The organism is Natranaerovirga pectinivora, assembly GCF_004342165.1.
Classification (GTDB): Bacteria; Bacillota; Clostridia; order Lachnospirales; family DSM-24629; genus Natranaerovirga; species Natranaerovirga pectinivora.
Genome location: NZ_SMAL01000013.1, coordinates 41,350 through 59,244, shown reverse-complemented (window position 1 = coordinate 59,244; position 17,895 = coordinate 41,350). Strand labels below are relative to the sequence as shown.

Here is a 17,895-nt window from a genome sequence, read left to right as displayed (position 1 = left end):
AACTCCACCCCCTACCTTATCACAATGGTTATATTCCTATATAACACTAGGAATGCAGAGGACTACTGAAGCTGTTAAGTTTAGCATGTTAAACCCTTATTTCTATGGGGTATCTAAAAAATCATTTCCCCTGCTTTATAGCCGTCAGGCAATTCTTCTTCACTTAAAAATTTAAAATTCTCATCACGAAGTATTGGCAAAAATACTTGGTATGGTATCTTGGAAAACTCACAGGCATAATTACTGGCTCCGAACCATTTACCCTCTTTACTGCTCAAATTCAAACTTCTCGCAAATTTTGTATGGTTTGAGCAATCATGAACTGCTATATCCCAATTTTCCTCATCAGCTATTTTCATGAATTTCAGGGTTAATTCCCTACTCCAAGTTGGAGATATATAGCCATGTCTGGAAATATACATGTTTTCCCCACGATAATTATCTATGTTATTCTCATTTAAATGTAATTCTGCACAATTGATAAAATCCAGTTTTGTAGCTAAAATTTTTTCTTTTTTCTTAAAAAAAGCCTGGAAAAATTCAGGTGTCATTGGCGTTTCAATACCTACATTTTTTATATATTTTTTAGCTATGGCGATATTTTTAATGACTTTGTCAGAACAATTAGCCGCACCCAGATTGAATCGTATCTCATTAAGGCCGGCTTCACCTAATGCTTTCAAAGTCTCTTCCGTTGCTAGTGTGCCATTTGTATATAGATGTTGATGAATCCCTGCATCACTAAATTTCTTTATTACCGAATAATATTTCTCAATTTCCATGAATGGCTCTAAATAAACATAGGAAATGCCAGTGGGTTTCTGGTAGATCGAAAGAAGTAAATCAATATCTTTCTCATAAAATTTTGTTCCTCCTATTTCCCACATACCTTCGCCAACTGGAGGAATATCATCTAGTCCTCCATAATTATAACAGAACTTACACTCTATGTTACATTTGTTGGTTTTCCTAATTGCACTCAAGCCGCTTCCCAAAAGACAAGAAGAACATCCTTTAGGGAATTTGCTTTCATTCCCCACATAAATAGTTCTATTCTCCAATGTTTTTAAACTTTTAATTTCCGACATTAATGTGTCATTTCTATGATCTATGGCTGCCTCAATTTGTGCAAAGGTAGAGTAAATGATTTCTTGTTGCTTTACCATAATTTCCTCATCCTCTGATAAAATCGAAAAAAATTCAAACCACATCAATGCATCTTTCTTTGAAATTTTCATAATATGTCCTCCTCTAATGAATCCCCAACAACAAGACTTAGGGACGTTTCTAATGTCACCTCAAAGCTTTCTCTACAATTGCCTTACCAAGTCCTAAAACTCTCCCCAATTGACGTATACTAACCCCAAGTTCCTCATATATTTCTTTTATAATTTCGTTTCTTACATCTATATCAACTTCTTCTTTTATTTTCTCTATTATACCTTCTTGATCTAATTTACCTTTTAGTTGATTATCTGTGTATTTTATTTTATCATGATAATCCATACACTGATCATTATTTTTTTCGTTTATATAGACTTTAAAATCACATATCTTTTTAAAGTAGTTCTTAACTACTCTATCATTTATGAATGTTTCTTTTTGTTGGTAAACCAATTCATATTCTTTATAGCTACTCCATATATACTGCTCCGCTTTATCTACCATTCTTGCCTTTACAGGATTTTGATGAATGTATCTTAAAACTGTAAGTAAATAGGACTCCGATTCAACTACTTCGCTGTTATATCTATTTTGAAATAAGTGCCCTGTTCTTCCATATTTATTATTATGCCATGTCACATACCCAACGGTTATTCTTTTAATACTAGTTCCAATATCTTCACTTTCCATTATCAGTAAATGAATATGATTGTCCATTAGGCAATAAGCATAAATTTCGAAGTTTGCTTTTTCTTTTGCCTTTTTTATTTTCTCTATGAATATATTTCTGTCCTCATCATCAAGAAATATATTTCTTTTATCGATACCTCTTAGCATGATATGATAAATTCCTGTCCCACTTCGTTTTCTTGCTTGCCTTGGCATATTTTATCACCTCTAGTGTAGTATACCATTGATTATTAGAGAAGACAACAGAAACGTCCCCTTGTCTTTTTTAACTACTCTAACCATATCTAAACCTTTTCAGTTATAATATTATTAATAAGTTCATTTAAGTATTCAACCATAGGCTTAATATATTCTTTGCTAGAATAATCATATGATTCTAAAATAGCTTTACTCGCTCCTTCTTCTATATCTGACTTGTTATTTTTAAATTTTAACACTGTGCTATAAATTTTCATTATGCTTTTATCACCAAATCCCATTTTTTCGTAGTTTAATCCACTTTGAAAATAGAAAATCTTTATTTTACCTAATTCATCTGCTGAAAAGTTGTTCTTTTTTACTTCTGAGACAATTTCTTCTTCACAAGGTGATGCCCCTGTTATAAAAACAACTATTTTTTTATTTTCTAAATCCATTACTTTATCTTTAAATTTCTTGATTCCTTGTATTCGGCTAGCATGCATACCTGCACCATAAATAATAATGTCATAATTATTAATATCTACACTTTCTATTTGTTCCAATGATATTGTCTCACAAGTAATGGATTCAGTAATCCAATCCACATATTTTTTTGTAAACCCTGTTTTTGATTTGTATATGAGTAGTATTGATGCCATAATAATCTCTCCTTTTCATATTAATAAACACTTTACCTTTACTTTTATATTCTTTTTTATCCTCTATCCATTAGCAAACTATATAATTCCTTAAGATTAGACAACCACTTTTCTTTAGTTTCTTGTGGGTTATTTGTAAAACTACGATTATTAATCCATTTACATAGTTCTCCGTGAATATAAGTGTATAATATGTCTTCAATTATTATGGCCCTCTCCTCGGTAAGTTTGTTACCACTTGCTTTCATTAGTGCACCCTTTAACCCCTCACCAGGCATAGATAGTATTTGTATTACTTCATTAGGTGGTTCTCCATCTATTTCTTCCAGCCACATTAATCTAAACCAACCGGGATGATCCATCGAAAAGTCTATTACCGAAGCAAAAAGCATAAATATCTTTTCATCGTCTTCTATTTCAGAACCTACATTAGTTTCCACATATGCAATCATTTTTAAAATAACACGACCCAATGCCTCCCAAATAATTTCATTAAAGCTTTGAAAATAATTATATAGATTGGTATGAGCACATCCAATTGCTTTAGCAATGCCCCTTAAATTAACATCCTTTAATCCTTCATTTTTTTCTATTAAAGCCAACGTAGTCTCTATTATTAAATCTTTATCTATTTGTTTTTTTCTTGTCTTCACATTTTCAACCTCACTTTAATTACCATTGGTAATATAATACTATAATATTATTTTATTGTCAATATAATTAGATTGTCACTACAATGGATAGAAAGGCCCTCAAACCTTAGTCTGAGGGCCTTTCTATCTTTATCTAATAGGATCGCAAATTTTTAACTCATTAATTGTTCCAGCCCATCCCCTGATACTAATAGTTCAAGGTTATCAAAAATTCTACTTTCATCCCAATCCCACCATTGTATCTTTAACAAAAATGCTATCTTTTCATCATCAAAACGCTTTTTGATAAATTTAGCTGGGTTTCCTCCATAAATACTATAGGGCTCAATATTTTTTACTACAGTTGAATTGGCTGCAATAATGGCACCATCCCCTACTTTAATCCCTGGCATGATAGTAACATTTTGGCCTATCCATACATCATTACCAATTACTGTATCACCCTTAAATGGTAAATCTTCTACTGTTGGAGTAACCTTTTCCCAACCACCACCAAAGATATTAAAAGGGTAGGTTGTAATACCATCCATTTTGTGGTTGGCTCCATTCATAACAAACTTTATTCCCTCAGCAATAGCGCAGAATTTTCCTATTATCAACTTATCTCCTAAGAATTCATAATGATGCTCTATGTTTTCGTAAAATCTCTCGGGAGATTTTTTATTATCACTATAATAGGTGTAATCTCCAATTTCAACATTAGGTCTTTTAGGTAAATTACTTATAAAGCAAACTGTCCTTATATTTTCATTTGGATATAATTTTTTCTTATCTGGCCCAGGCATAGAGTTATTCTCCTTTCTAATTCTTAAAAAGGAAGGTGGTTCATTTAACCATCTTCCTTTTAACTTTTAATGTTATCCCCATAAGCTATTGGCATCTGTATCACTTCTGCTAACTCTAGAAAAATCTGTTTTGGTAAAAGAGATCGTTGATAGGGTTAAAAAAATTAGTCCAATACAAACAATAATAACAAATGTCAAAAAGGGTGTTACAACAAAACCATTTATTTGTACAACCAATTCTTCTCTTACCAATTCTTCTATTGATAAATGGGTTTTTTCTAATACAATCATACGAAAAAATGCAGTGGCATAGGTCATTGGATTTAGATATGCAACATATCTAAGGGTACCTGGCAACATGGATAAAGGAATATAGGCCCCTGAAAGAAATGTAAGTGGCATTGTCACTGCAGCCTTAATAATTTGGAACGTTTGACCATTTCGAACTTTTGTGGCCATATATAGCCCAACACCAGAAAAAACGATTCCAATGCAAATCATTGATAAAAGAACATATAATGGGGTTATCCAAGAAGTAAACTCAATGCCAATAAATAAACCTACAATCAATATCATAATCCCTTGTACTGTTGATACAGTTGCCGCTGAAAGCAATTGTCCCATTGCAACAGCAATTCTTTTTGTAGGTGAAACCAACACTTCTTTCATAAATCCACTAACCATATCATCCACTGTTCCTGATGCTAAACTAAGAGCACTTTCAAATACCGTTACTATAATGACCCCTGATAGCATATAGGCTATAGGATTCTCAATAAAGTCTGTCTTAAAAATTGCTCCAAATACATACACAAAGAAAAATGGAAATACCAATGAAAAAATCAATCCTGTTTTATTTCTTACAAAGGCTTTTAAGCCTCTAATCCATAATGCAATTACTGTATTCAAGATTTAAGCCTCCTCTCGTATGGTCTTACCTGTTATCTCTAAAAAGACATCATTAAAAGTGCCTTTTTTTATTTCTATATTGGTAATATGTTCTTTATGTTGGCTGAGTACTTCTAACAAAGGTTCTAAATATTCTACTTCCACTCTGTAATACCCTTCTTTTTTAATATAACTTAAAGAATACTGGCTTAATACATTTTCAAGGGCCATTGGCTCTTTTGTTGTGATATAAGCTTTATCTTTAGTATGCTTTTTTTTCAAAGCATAAGGCGTATCATATGCTACAATAACACCACCATCAATGATTGCTACCTTATGGCATATTTCTGCTTCTTCCATATAGTGGGTTGTAAGAAAGATTGTAATGTTTCTTTCTTTCTGAAGTTTTAATATGTATTCCCATATGTGCGCTCTTGTTTGGGGATCAAGTCCTGTTGTTGGCTCATCTAAGAACAACACCTTGGGGTAATGAATTAATCCCCTGGCAATCTCCACACGTCTTTTCATGCCGCCAGACAAAGCACCAACGATTTTTTTCCTTTCATCTAATAGATCTACTAATTTTAGAACAAATTGTATACGCTCTTCCACTTCTTTTTTAGGTATATTATAAAAAACACAATGCATTTTCAAATTTTCTTCTATAGTCATTTTCACATCTAATGTAGACTCTTGAAAGACAACGCCTATTGCTGCTCTGGCTTCACTTTTTTGTTCTGTAATATCTTTTCCATCAATTAAAAGAGTCCCTGAGGTTTTTTCGAAAATAGTACATAATGTATTAATCGTTGTACTTTTTCCTGCGCCATTTGGTCCTAGAAAAGCAAAAATACTTCCTTCTTCCACTTCAAAGGATATATTATTAACCGCTATAAAGTCGCCGTATTTTTTTGTAAAATTTTTAACTTCTATAATTGGATTCATTTGCATTCACTCCTTTTTTGCCATTTTTGTAATAATATCATCTATTAATTTTACTATAATTTATACCATAAATTTCCTTTTATGTATAGCCTTTTGGATTACTATAACTAGGAAGACTTGGGGACGTTTCTATTGTCACCTCAATTTTTTCTTAGCAATTTTCTAACCAAGTCTTAAATTCTCCCCAACTGACGTACACTACCCCCTAGTCCTCTCGTATTTTAAATACCTCTTAGCACTCTATAATAAATTCCAGTCATACCTTCTTTTTCTTCGTTAATTTTCCATAATTTATCACCTTAATTGTAGTATATGGTTAAGATGTAAATCAGACAACCAAAACCTCCCTTGTCTTGTCTTTTAGCTGTTAAAAAGGGGCTTATCACAGAAATCATTCTGAGACAGCCCCCAAAGTTTTTTTTAAATTCTACTTGCTAATTCTTTAAATAATAAATCCTGCAGCTATAGCCAATACTACAATAATCGGTGCTGGAACTTTTTTTGTTAGTAATAGAGCTACCGTAAGTAGCATAACGATAATATTATCAATCACAAATCCACTGCTTTGCATCAGTATTACCGCAGCTATAGTAATTAAGCCACCTGCAACAGCAGTGATGCCTTTTAAAGAAACCTTTATTCCTTTAATTTTTTTTATGTTTTCCCATATTGGATATATGAAGTAGATTAAAAGTAGCCCCGGTAAAAATATTGCAATTCCCCCTGTAATAGCACCTACTACTTGAGTCAAGGCACTTCCTCCACGAGCTGACATTCCACCTGCATATGCGCTAAAGCTAAACATCGGCCCTGGCAGCCCCTGTACCAGTCCGAATCCAGTTAAAAATTCTTGATTTGTCATATACTGAGTCACTTCTACTAATTCACTATACATAAGAGGTACTACTACTTGTCCACCACCAATTACCAAATAACCATAGCGATAAAAACTTTCAAATAATTGCACAATTTTATTATCCCATATAAGAGTAAGCAGAAGGCTTCCTATTGCAAAAATTCCAAATGCACTCAAATATGCCCAAGGTGGATTTAATTTTACACGATTCCATAAATTCTTCTCTCCTGAAGTCATAACACTTACCACGCCGCCAATACTCAGGACCAATGGAAAAATCCAAGCTTCTCGTATAAAGTAAGTGGTTATAGCTCCAAAGAGTAATAGTCCAAAAGTAATCTTATCCTTTACTACTTTACGTCCTATACGGTATGCAGCAACAATGATGAAACCTACTGCCATTGGACCAATGTAACGTAATCCATCCTGAGATATGTTCATGTTCCCTAAAAATTGACTTAAAAATGAAAGTAATGTCATAACTGTAAGTACAGGTAATGCCCATACCAGCATCGTTAGAAATGCTAACACTGGCCCTCCAATTTTATGTCCAATAGCTACGATTGTTTGGGTACTACTCGGACCGGGCAAAATACCAGTTAAAGCGATAAGCTCAACCAACTCTTCTTCAGTTAAATAGTCTTTCTTTGTAACCATTTGATCTGTAAAAACGCCATAATGAGCTTCAGGACCTCCATAAGCTCCTAAAGAACAAATGAACACATCTTTTAAAAAAGTACGCCATCTTATCTGTTTTTGATTTTCCAAGTTTTCTTCTCCTTTCAGCATAAAATCTTCCTCCATGTCTTATATTTGAAATGACTAGAATTTTCTACCAAGAATTCTTGTAAAGAATTGACTTTTATGATATTATTGTATCAAACTTTGATATCGGAACTTGATATCGAAATCTATAGCCAAATTATATAGTAGAGGTGAAAAAAATGCAAGCTCAAATTTTAAGAAAATTTTTCTTAGGTTTTATACAAATCCATATACTTCATCATGCAAAAAAAGACCCCTTCTATGGTGCCTGGATGATCGAAGAACTTAAAGAACATGGCTACGATATGAGTCCCGGAACCTTATATCCCTTACTACATAGCATGGAATCTAAAGGGCTTTTAGAAAAAGAGGAAAAAACTATAGGCGGTAAGATAAGAAAATACTATCAGATAACTACACTAGGGAATGAAGTTTTAGAAGAAGCCCGAAGGAAAGCTTATGAATTATTTAAAGAAATTAGAGATTAAAATTAAAAAGGAGAATTTTTATGTTTTCATTTAAGGAAGTACGGTATAAAAACATTTTGGATATTAAAAACCTTACTATAAAAAAACATAAGGTAACTTGCTTGGTAGGTCAAAGTGGAAGTGGAAAAACCACACTATTACGTCTTTTAAATAAATTAATTAGCTATGATAGTGGAGAGATTTTTTATAATGATCAACCCTTAAGTGGCATAAACTCATTAGAGTTGAGAAGAGATATTGTCATGCTTCCACAATCCCCCGCTATTTTTAGTGGGAGTATCAAGGATAATCTACTAATAGGACTGAAGTTTTCTGAACAACCACTTCCCTCGGATAATGAGCTGTATGAAGTATTAAAATTGGTAAAGCTACATAAAGAATTAAACCAAGATGCTGAAAAGTTATCTGGTGGAGAAAAGCAAAGGGTCGCTCTTGGCAGAGTAATTCTTATGAAACCAGAAGTACTACTACTTGACGAACCTTCTTCTGCTCTTGATGAAGAGACTGAGCACATGATCATCGAAGCACTAGTGAATTATACGAAAGAAAATAATAAAACCCTTATTATGGTCACCCATTCTAAAAAAGTAGCAAGTGAATTCTCTGATGAAATAATTGAGATAAAAGAAGGTATGGTAATTAATGAGGAGGGGGTATAACATGGATGGCGTATTAGAGCTTCAATTATGGCAAATGGTAGCTGCTTATATTTTTGTTGTTATTCTGTTGCTTATTGTAAGGGCAAGGGGCATCTCAAGAGAAAAAGAAATACTTATTTCTTCTATAAGAATGACAGTTCAACTTGTTCTAACAGGTTATGTACTTGTTTATTTGTTTAATAATATCAATCCTTTGAATACAATTATAGTAATAGTCGTCATGGAGGTATTTGCTATCCATAATATTTACAAGCGGATAAAAGCAAATCTTTCTAAATCCCTAAAAAAGATTATTGCTATATCTATGTTATTTGGAACTTTATCAAGCCTTATTTATTTCTTACTTGTTGTTATCAATATTTCACCTTGGTATGATCCTAGATACTTCATCCCCATCGCAGGAATGCTTATTGGTAATTCCATGACGGGCATTTCACTTGGGGTAACAAGGCTTGTAGATGGAATGTATTCTGAAAGGCATCTTATTGAGTCTGCATTAATGCTTGGTGCAACCCCTAAAATGGCCGCAAAGCAAATTGTAGATAATGCTTTTGATTCTGCCATACTTCCGACCATTAACTCTATGGTGGGAATGGGTATCGTATTTTTGCCAGGAATGATGACAGGACAAATTCTGTCTGGTATATCGCCCGTTACTGCTATTGAATATCAGATAGCAATCATGCTTGGTATTCTTGGAAGTGTTTCCTTGACTGTTATAATATTTGTCCAATTAGGATATAAAACCTTCTTTAACCAAGAAAGTCAATTAATTATTGGTGATAATAGGGATAATATGTAAATGTATAACGTCCATAGGCTATATATCTACTCTAGCCTACGGACGTTATTTTTCAATAAGACTTGGGTAATAATAAGACTTGGGTAAGACTTGGGGACGTTTCTACTGTCACCTCAAATCTTTCTCAACCATTTTTAATTAAATGGATTTTTTCACATCACTAAAAGTAACTCTGTTTTTACCATTTCTCTTGGATACGTATAGCGCTTCGTCCGCTAATACAATAATTTCTGTAATTTCTGTATGATTTATTGGCCAAACTGCGCCTCCAATACTACATCCTATTTTCACGTTATTACCGTCCAAATTTAACGGCTCATTTAAGTCTTTAATAATACGATCTGATACAACTGTTGCATTTTCGATGGGATGCTTAAGTGAAGTATATAGTACCATTAAAAACTCGTCTCCCCCAAGTCTTATTACCATCTCATCATCTCGAATATTCATTTTAAGTCGTTTAGCCACCTCTTGAAGCACTAAGTCACCTACATAATGGCCTAAAGTATCATTTACTTGCTTAAATCCATCTAAATCAACATAAAGAAAAGTTAAGGTAAGTCCACTTTGTTTAGCTTTTTTTATAGCTGTCTCCAAATGATAATTAAGGGCGATCCTATTAGGTAATCCTGTCAAAGAGTCGTGCTGAGCTAAGCTTTCCATTTCTCCCAAAGCACTCTCTGTTTTAGTAAGACTTTCAATTAGCTGACTCAGTGAAGACTCTAGTATTTCTATCTCTTTAATACCTTTATGTTGAGGAATTGCTACTTTATCGCCAACTTTTAGCCTATTCGCAACATCTGCAATTTCTTGTAATGGTTCCACTACTCTACCAGCAATAAACCAACCTAATGCTGCGAATATAATTGATAATGCTCCTCCCAGTAAAAAGATAAAATTTTGCAAACTCTTTACAGATGCATAGGCAATACCTACAGGCTGTCTCACTAGAACAACCCAACCCAATCCAGGATAATTCATATATCCATCTGCTTGTACAAATCCAGTAAGATAGTCTTTATTATCATACCATGTTTCTATGTTCCAATGATTATCCCCTAAGCGAGCATTATTAATGCTGTCCAGTTTTAACGACTGTCCTATCATTTCTGATGGTCCTAATAGTATAGTATCATCAATATCGCTTATTACAAACAATTCAACTTGTCTACGATTAACAAGGGGTTTTAATATTGAGTTCTCAATCTCTTTTGCCCACTCCCAACTTAAATGAGCTGCTAACACCCCAGTATATTCTCCTGCCGTATTAAAAACAGGCAAACTGATGTCTACAAATTTCATCGGCTCACCAGTAGGATTCGGTAACAAATTGGATAACAGTACAGCATCGTGTACATCCCCAATAAAGTGACCCTTTATACCTTCTTGATATACAGGCCGATGCGAGATATCTTGGTCAACTAAAATGCCATTAGTAGCGGCTCGAACAATTCCTTGACTATCAGTAAATCCTATCCAAGAAAACGAAGGAAAACTTTTCTGAAGTTGATTCAATAGCGTTTGTACAGCCATCATATCCGTCCCCTCTTTCAAAGGTTCTAATTCAGCTAAGATTTCAATTTCTCCAGATCGAGACCACATATACTGATCTAACTTATCTGCCATTTGGAATGCCGTTTCAGACAATGCATTACCTATTTCATTTCTAAACTCATAGCTTGTTTTATGACCTATCAAAATCCCGAGAAGGATTGTCAATCCAATTATGAGTGCTCCGAATGTTATTGCAAAACGTGTCCGTAAACTTATAGACATAATTATTATCCTCTCTAACTAATATTGTTTCACAATATTTCACAGTATTTCACATTATTTATATTCCAATTATAACAAAGGACTATTTAAATATCCACTTGAAATTATCCATAGGTTTAGAAGACTTGGGTAGAAGACTGGGGAAGACTTGGGGACGTTTCAAGTGTCACCTCAAAGCTATCTTAACAATTATCTTACCAAGTCCAAAAGTCTTCCTAATTGACCTATACTAACCCCTACTTACTCTTAGATATTTTCGTCTATTTCTCTAAGTATTCTATGATAATTTCCTATTGTACTGTATTCTTCTTCCTTGCCTTTCCATTTATCTCAAATGTAGTATATTATTAGATTTAAGTCAGACAACAGAAACGTCCCCTCATCTTTAGTCAGACAACAGAAGCGTCCCGTCGTCTTCGGAAATAAAAAAATCCCCAAACTTTAGTTTGAGGGGCACTGATTTGAATTTATATTTTTTTCACTATACACAATTTCACCATCAATTATAGTGTATAAAGTTTTTGTAAATACTTCCATAGGGTTTCCATCAAAAATTGCTATGTCAGCATCTTTTCCTACCTCGATACTTCCAACTCTATGGGAAACGCTACATATTTCTGCTGCATTTATTGTGATTGCTTTGAGCCCTTCTTCTATACCTAATCCTTCTTTTGCTGCAAACCCTGCACATATAGGTAAATATTGTATTCTTGTAACGGGATGATCAGTGGTAATAGCAACTTTTACCCCTTCCTTATGCAGTATCCCTGCGGTTTTGAAATCAGAGAATTGAGTCTCTATTTTATTCCTTGATGCTAGTGTCGGTCCAATAATTGCAGGAAATCCCGATTCCTTTATTTCCTTTGCAATTAAATGTCCCTCAGTACAATGTTCAATGGTTAATCTCAAATCAAATTCTTTAGCTATTCGTATTGCTGTTAAAATATCATCTGCCCTATGGGCGTGTGCTTTCAAAGGAATTTTTTTATTGAACACCTCTAACCAGCATTCTTTTCTAAATTCTTTGTCATAGCTATTATTAGATTCCTCAGCACTTTTTTTATCTTTAATATACTGCTGAGCTTCAAATAGCTCTTCTCTTAAAAGCGCAGCAATAGACATGCGAGTTGTTGGCATCCTATTATATTGGCTATAATTTGATTTTACATTTTCTCCAAATGCAATTTTCATTGCAGCTGGTTCCCGAACAACCATTTGATCTATTGATCTTCCGTGTGTCTTCATAAACACCCACTGTCCACCTACTATATTTGAGCTTCCAGGTCCCACCATTACACTCGTTATACCTGAACTTAACGCATTATGAAAAGCAGAATCCATAGGATTAATTGCATCTAGAGCTTTGATATACGGCGTGATGGGTTCGGCTACTTCATTGCAGTCATTTCCCTCAATACCTTTTCTTTCCTCTTGAATCCCAATATGACAATGGGCTTCTATAATTCCTGGCATAACCCAGCAATTTCTTGCATCGATTATTTCTGAAATTTTGTTGCTACTTTCATCAATATATTCTGCAACTTTTACAATCTTATTGCCTTCTATTAATACACTTCCACTATCATAGGTAATGCCTGACATAGTTAATATTTTTCCGTTTTTTATTAATAACGTATTTTCTTTTTTTTGCATAAATAACTGTCCTCTCTAACTAAATATACACAAATATAGAATTATTTTTAGCTGTCCTTAATTAGTTATTTTTTCCATAATTTAAAGTAGTTATTCTTTTATAATAAGCAATTACTAATACTAGCAATAAAAAGAACTTTTCTATTCTTAAATCTCAAAAAATGCCCATATCAGGCGAGGTCAAATCTCACATTATATTGGCTTAACTTCTATTATATACATTGTGTCCCATTTCTAAGCTGAATCGCCGTCTTGTGTTGATAAAAAAGACAGTAGAAACGTCCCCTTGTCTTTGCATTGTGTCCCATTTCTAAGCTGAATCGTCGTCTTGTGTTGATAAACAAGACAGTAGAAACGTCCCCTTGTCTTGTATATTATATACATTGTGTCCCATTTCTAAGCTGAATCGCCGTGTTGTGTTGATAAACAAGACAGTAGAAGCGTCCCCTTGTCTTGAAAAAGACAGCAGAAACGTCCCCTTGTCTTGCCCTTGTCTTGTAAAAAGACCTCCAATAGCAAACTAACATTGTTTGCCTTGAAGGTCTAATATTATTTAATATTTAAATTTAGAAATTCCTATTTGCATCTCTTCAGCTAATTGGGATAAAAGCTCACTAGAATGGGCAATTTCTTCCATAGAGGCAGTTTGTTCTTCTACAGATGCTGATGCTTCTTGAGTTCCAGCTGCATTTTGTTCTGATATTGCTGAGAGATTTTCAATAACTCCTATAATTTGATCTCTTTTCTCTTCCATTGATTGTCCTGACTCATTAATGCCATGAATTACTTTTTTCATTTTCTCAATGGCTTCGTCAATTCCTTTAAATTTTGTATTAGTTAATTCTACGCTTTTTGTTTGTAATGCTGTAGTCTCACTAACTTGGCGCATTGTATGGACTGCTTGCCCTGTTTTATCCGTTAATTCACCAATTATAGTATCGATCTCCCCTGTAAAGGTATTGGATTGTTCTGCTAATTTTCTAATTTCATCTGCCACAACTGCAAAACCTCTGCCGCTCTCTCCTGCTCTAGCAGCCTCTATAGCTGCATTTAATGCTAATAAATTAGTCTGTTCTGCAATGTTTTTAATCATCATACTTGCCTTTTCGATTTTTTCCGCACTTTCATTGGTCTGTATAATAATCTCTTCTATTTGAGATGATGACTGATTATTCAATTCTGTTTTTTGTACTAAATCCAGTAATATCTCTAAACCTTCATCTTTTAATGTAATAACATCATCTACTGAAACATTTAAATCTTTAACGTACATTTGATCATTCTCTATTAATTGCCCCAATTCATTCATATGGTATACGCCTTTTTCTGTATCTTTTGCTTGGTCATTAGCTCCAGATGCAATCTCTTCAATTGCTCTTGCTACCTCATCCGCTGCAATTGCAGACTGTTGACTTGTAGAAGTTAATTGTTCAGAAGAAGCGGCTACCTGATGCGCCGTGTCGGCTATTTGTTTAATAAACTGTCTTAAACTATCTGTGATCGTCTGAAGTGCCATTCCTAAAGAGCCGATTTCGTCTTTTCTTTTAATAAATGAACTAGATACATTTTCAGTAATATTTAAACTGGAAATTTTTTGAGCATATTTTATAATTGAAATAACCGGATTAACAATGGAATTCCCTAACAAATAACAAATAATAATACTAATGATCAAAATAATTAATGTGGTTAAAGCAATATTATTTCTAATCTGTGGGATTGCTGCCATAACTTCTTCTTCATTGGCAGTAATAACCATGGTCCAATTAGTTCCTTTAATAGGTGCATATCCCCCATAAAGATTCTCTCCTGCATAGTGGTAATAAATAGTTCCTTGATTCTTCTCAACCATTGTTTCAACTGCATTTCCCAATGATACAACAGATGAATCTTCTTGTCGTTCTACTATAGGATTAAACTGATTAGCAACTTTGCTTCGGTCAGGATAAGCAATAATCGTTCCCTCTTGATTCAGTAGATAAGCAAATCCTTTTTCACCAAGTCCCATATCATCTGAAAGTGCATTTAAGAAATTTGCATCTTTAACCCCTACAAGAACTCCTATAATTTCATTATTATGATATATTGGAACTGATATGGCCACTACTACTGCTTCATTATCCAATGGATTTACACTTATGGTAGGCGGTAGTATCCCTCTTTCTCCCTTAATGGAATCATTAAAATACTGTCTACTATTAACATCTGTCCCTGTTGAGTTAGTTCGAAAAGAATCTGTAAAATGAAGCATTCCATTAGGTGTAACAATACCCATTCTAATATAATCGTCTCTTTCTTTAACAACTTGATTCAGAAAAGTTAATTTTTCTTGTAAAGATTTTTCTTTGCTGGTCATTAATTCTCTATTTGAAAGTCCTTCTATATAGACATAATGATTATCTATCCTAGCACTAATCAACTTGCTTCCCTCTTGTGCTAATGATTCTAAAGCCACTTCTACCTCTTTAATAACTGCATCACTAGCCGTATTTAAAGAAATAAAAGCAATACTGCCTGATGCAATCAAAATTAAAACAGAAAAATAAATAATCAATTTATTCTTTATACTCTTCATACAACCGTTCACCCTTTCCATATTAACCTTGTAACATGCCTTTCTCTATGCTACAGTCACAAGGTTGCAATAAAACAACAGTTACCACATCTTTTTACCTTTTATCATACTTCAAAATAATATATATCTATATTATAGCATTTCCTTGTGGATTAGCAACGCTTTTGTCATATTATGACGTCTCAAGTCGTATTTAATTCATTTTTACTATTTTTACCAATAAAGAAATGCTTTAAAATAGCCCAATTAGCAAGTAATTACATTGCAAATTGAGCTTATAATGATTATTTTATATATTTTAGTAGCCAAAAAATGTATCTTTTTTTATATTCTTTTTCTTAATCCCTTTGCTTTTCAATAAAGCTTTTATGGGATTAACCATAGATTTTGTCCCAACAATAAAGTATTCCCCTTCATTATTATGCTTAGCTATAAACTTTTCTATTTCTTCATTTAAAGCTTCACGTTTGTTTAAATACTTAGTGTTGATGGCGGATAATCTACCAGCTTCCTCTAGTTCCTCTCTATATATAAACTCTTCTCGACTGTCCATGTAAAGCAATTGAACATCATTAGACATTTGAACAGATTTCAATAATAGATTTTTTATTAAAGCTCTATAAGGGGTTATACCTATGCCTCCCGCAATAAACAATAGTGGTTTTTGATTTTCAGTATAAAAGGATCCAATTGGCCCTCTCATGGATATTTTCATTCCTGGCTGAAGATTTAATAACGCTTGTTTATATTCACTTGGATTTTCACTTATTCTCATGGAAATCTTTATATGTCCTTCAGATGGTATGGACGCTATACTAAAAGCCCGTGTAGGTTTATTAATCTTTACATGATTTATTGTGCATATCCCATGCTGACCAGCCTTCCAATTAATTTGTTCTTCTGATTCGAATATAAAGGTATAAATGTCACCAACTTCTCTATATTTTTCTTTAAAAGTAATTTGATATTTTTTAAATATAGGTAAAATGTCTTTTAATAGATTCATAATCTGATTCCCCCTTCATAATTAGGTATAACAAGGTTTTTCTAAACGAAACAATTAACATTTTCACTTGCAAACTCGAGAAAAGTTCGAGGTTTTCGCCCTGTAAGATGGTAGAACTCATTGGTTACCATTTTAGCAGTCCCCATTCTCGTCATAAAGTAAAGGGCTACGGTTACGTTTACATAATTTTTGTCTAGTCCCCTTTTCTTAATGTAGTAACTTCTATAATTTAAAAAGCCAGGTTTTTTATATATTATTTTCTTCCCAGTAACCTCGCTTAAAATTTTTGCTATGTTATAATAATCTAACGACTCTGCTCCAGTTATGGTGTGAGCTGTGTTTTTGTATTTTTCTGACTCATGTAACAATGTTGCTACTGATAGCCCAATGTCTGCTGCATCAATAAAGCTTGATTTACTCTTACCAGCTGGAATAAATATTTCATTATTCTCTTTTATCTCTACTGAGTGAATCCCAGATACATTTTGCATAAAAAATCCTGGCCTAATATGAGCATATGGAATACCTAATTTTTCAATATATTTCTCAATCTTATGATGAGGCGGTATGGTATTCTTTTCAACACCCATTAAAGATAAGAAAGAAACCAATTTTATATTATGCGATTTCAAAGCGTCAATAAAAGGGTAGAGATCCTCTGGTTTCCCAAGATGGGGCGGCCTCATTAAAAATACACGATCTACTTCTTCTAGTGCTTTTTCATATGTTTTTTCATCTGCAAAGTCAAAGTTAACGACATCAACAGTTTCTCCAAAAATTTTCTTTAATTTCTCAGTATTAGTTCCTGCTGCAACTACAGTTTCCCCCTTACTCAATAACTCTTTTACCACATATCTTCCTACATTCCCCGATGCTCCAGTTATCAATACTTTCATTGATTTTTAGCCCCCTTAAGTATTTCATTTGCATTCTGTATTAATCTAAGAAATGTATCAAAATCCTCGACTCCCATTTGCTCCTTAAGTAGTTCTATGGATTTAAAATATTCATAATGTGTTGATGCCACTAGCTCTTGCCCTTTGTCAGTAATAGATACAGTATAACTTCTCCCATCTGTGGCCGACGGCATTTTGGTTAAATAATTCTTTTTAATTAGCTCATTAACCATTGTCGTCACGGAAGGTTTAGCAATCTGAAAAAAATTGCTTATCATTAATGGCGTAACAGCTTCATTTTGCTTTTGTATGTAAATAAGCACACCCATCTCACTAGATCTAATAGGCAATCCTTTTTTTACGTTCATATGTAATCTACAGAACATAGCTATTTCTTCTGCTGCTAGGGTGATATTTTCCTGCATTGTATCAGCTCCGATTCTTGTATGTAGTTA

The 17,895-nt window shown here is 33.5% G+C and carries 17 protein-coding genes; 3 read left to right on the top strand and 14 right to left on the bottom strand.

From position 1 onward, the window contains the following. Positions 1–113: 113 nt before the first annotated feature. From EDC18_RS13435 to chrA, 8 genes are all read right to left on the bottom strand, one after another. The gene (locus EDC18_RS13435) at positions 114–1,238 is read right to left on the bottom strand and encodes a radical SAM protein (RefSeq protein ID WP_132253971.1); all 1,125 of its coding nucleotides are present in this window, start codon (positions 1,236–1,238) and stop codon (positions 114–116) included. Positions 1,239–1,293: 55 nt separating this feature from the next. Then, positions 1,294–2,049 carry a transposase gene (locus EDC18_RS13430; RefSeq protein ID WP_132253969.1) on the bottom strand — a complete coding sequence of 252 codons (756 nt, stop codon included), beginning with the start codon at positions 2,047–2,049 and terminating at the stop codon, positions 1,294–1,296. An 89-nt stretch (positions 2,050–2,138) separates the two neighbouring features. Further along, positions 2,139–2,693 carry a flavodoxin domain-containing protein gene (locus tag EDC18_RS13425; protein WP_132253967.1) on the bottom strand — a complete coding sequence of 185 codons (555 nt, stop codon included), beginning with the start codon at positions 2,691–2,693 and terminating at the stop codon, positions 2,139–2,141. 56 nt (positions 2,694–2,749) lie between these two features. Then, entirely contained in the window at positions 2,750–3,346 is a 597-nt protein-coding gene (locus EDC18_RS13420; protein ID WP_165878594.1) for a TetR/AcrR family transcriptional regulator, read from the bottom strand. Between the two features lie 152 nt (positions 3,347–3,498). Next, positions 3,499–4,131, bottom strand: a complete 633-nt coding sequence (locus tag EDC18_RS13415; protein WP_132253965.1) for a Vat family streptogramin A O-acetyltransferase — start codon at positions 4,129–4,131, stop codon at positions 3,499–3,501. Between the two features lie 72 nt (positions 4,132–4,203). Next, positions 4,204–5,040, bottom strand: a complete 837-nt coding sequence (locus tag EDC18_RS13410; protein WP_132253964.1) for an ABC transporter permease — start codon at positions 5,038–5,040, stop codon at positions 4,204–4,206. A gap of 3 nt (positions 5,041–5,043) precedes the next feature. Next, a complete protein-coding gene (locus EDC18_RS13405; RefSeq protein ID WP_132253962.1) occupies positions 5,044–5,964 on the bottom strand; it encodes an ABC transporter ATP-binding protein in 921 nt (306 codons plus the stop codon). A 442-nt stretch (positions 5,965–6,406) separates the two neighbouring features. Next, on the bottom strand, positions 6,407–7,609 hold the full coding sequence (gene chrA / locus EDC18_RS13400; RefSeq protein ID WP_132253960.1) for a chromate efflux transporter: 1,203 nt from the start codon (positions 7,607–7,609) through the stop codon (positions 6,407–6,409). Positions 7,610–7,764: 155 nt separating this feature from the next. Between chrA and EDC18_RS13395 the strand changes: the two genes are divergently transcribed. From EDC18_RS13395 to EDC18_RS13385, 3 genes are read left to right on the top strand one after another with little or no spacing between them, the layout of a single operon-like run. Then, positions 7,765–8,073: a PadR family transcriptional regulator gene (locus EDC18_RS13395; protein WP_132253958.1), complete on the top strand. Its 309-nt coding sequence runs from the start codon at positions 7,765–7,767 to the stop codon at positions 8,071–8,073. 20 nt (positions 8,074–8,093) lie between these two features. Next, positions 8,094–8,732: an ABC transporter ATP-binding protein gene (locus tag EDC18_RS13390; RefSeq protein WP_132253956.1), complete on the top strand. Its 639-nt coding sequence runs from the start codon at positions 8,094–8,096 to the stop codon at positions 8,730–8,732. Position 8,733: 1 nt separating this feature from the next. Next, on the top strand, positions 8,734–9,534 hold the full coding sequence (locus tag EDC18_RS13385) for an ABC transporter permease (RefSeq protein ID WP_132253954.1): 801 nt from the start codon (positions 8,734–8,736) through the stop codon (positions 9,532–9,534). Between the two features lie 138 nt (positions 9,535–9,672). Here the strand turns inward: EDC18_RS13385 and EDC18_RS13380 are convergent, their stop codons facing one another. The 6 genes from EDC18_RS13380 to EDC18_RS13355 form a co-directional block, all read right to left on the bottom strand. Continuing rightward, positions 9,673–11,310, bottom strand: coding sequence for a sensor domain-containing diguanylate cyclase (locus EDC18_RS13380; RefSeq protein ID WP_132253952.1), 1,638 nt, complete (start codon positions 11,308–11,310; stop codon positions 9,673–9,675). A gap of 441 nt (positions 11,311–11,751) precedes the next feature. Then, positions 11,752–12,963, bottom strand: a complete 1,212-nt coding sequence (locus tag EDC18_RS13375) for an amidohydrolase (RefSeq protein WP_132253950.1) — start codon at positions 12,961–12,963, stop codon at positions 11,752–11,754. A gap of 553 nt (positions 12,964–13,516) precedes the next feature. Further along, positions 13,517–15,538, bottom strand: coding sequence for a methyl-accepting chemotaxis protein (locus EDC18_RS13370; RefSeq protein ID WP_132253948.1), 2,022 nt, complete (start codon positions 15,536–15,538; stop codon positions 13,517–13,519). A gap of 298 nt (positions 15,539–15,836) precedes the next feature. After that, complete coding sequence (locus EDC18_RS13365) at positions 15,837–16,544, bottom strand: FAD-dependent oxidoreductase (protein ID WP_132253947.1); 708 nt, start codon at positions 16,542–16,544, stop codon at positions 15,837–15,839. Between the two features lie 41 nt (positions 16,545–16,585). Then, the gene (locus EDC18_RS13360) at positions 16,586–17,440 is read right to left on the bottom strand and encodes an SDR family oxidoreductase (RefSeq protein WP_132253945.1); all 855 of its coding nucleotides are present in this window, start codon (positions 17,438–17,440) and stop codon (positions 16,586–16,588) included. After that, the gene (locus tag EDC18_RS13355; protein ID WP_132253944.1) at positions 17,437–17,865 is read right to left on the bottom strand and encodes a MarR family winged helix-turn-helix transcriptional regulator; all 429 of its coding nucleotides are present in this window, start codon (positions 17,863–17,865) and stop codon (positions 17,437–17,439) included. The genes EDC18_RS13360 and EDC18_RS13355 overlap by 4 nt, the downstream gene beginning before the upstream one ends. Between the last annotated feature and the right edge of the window lie 30 nt (positions 17,866–17,895).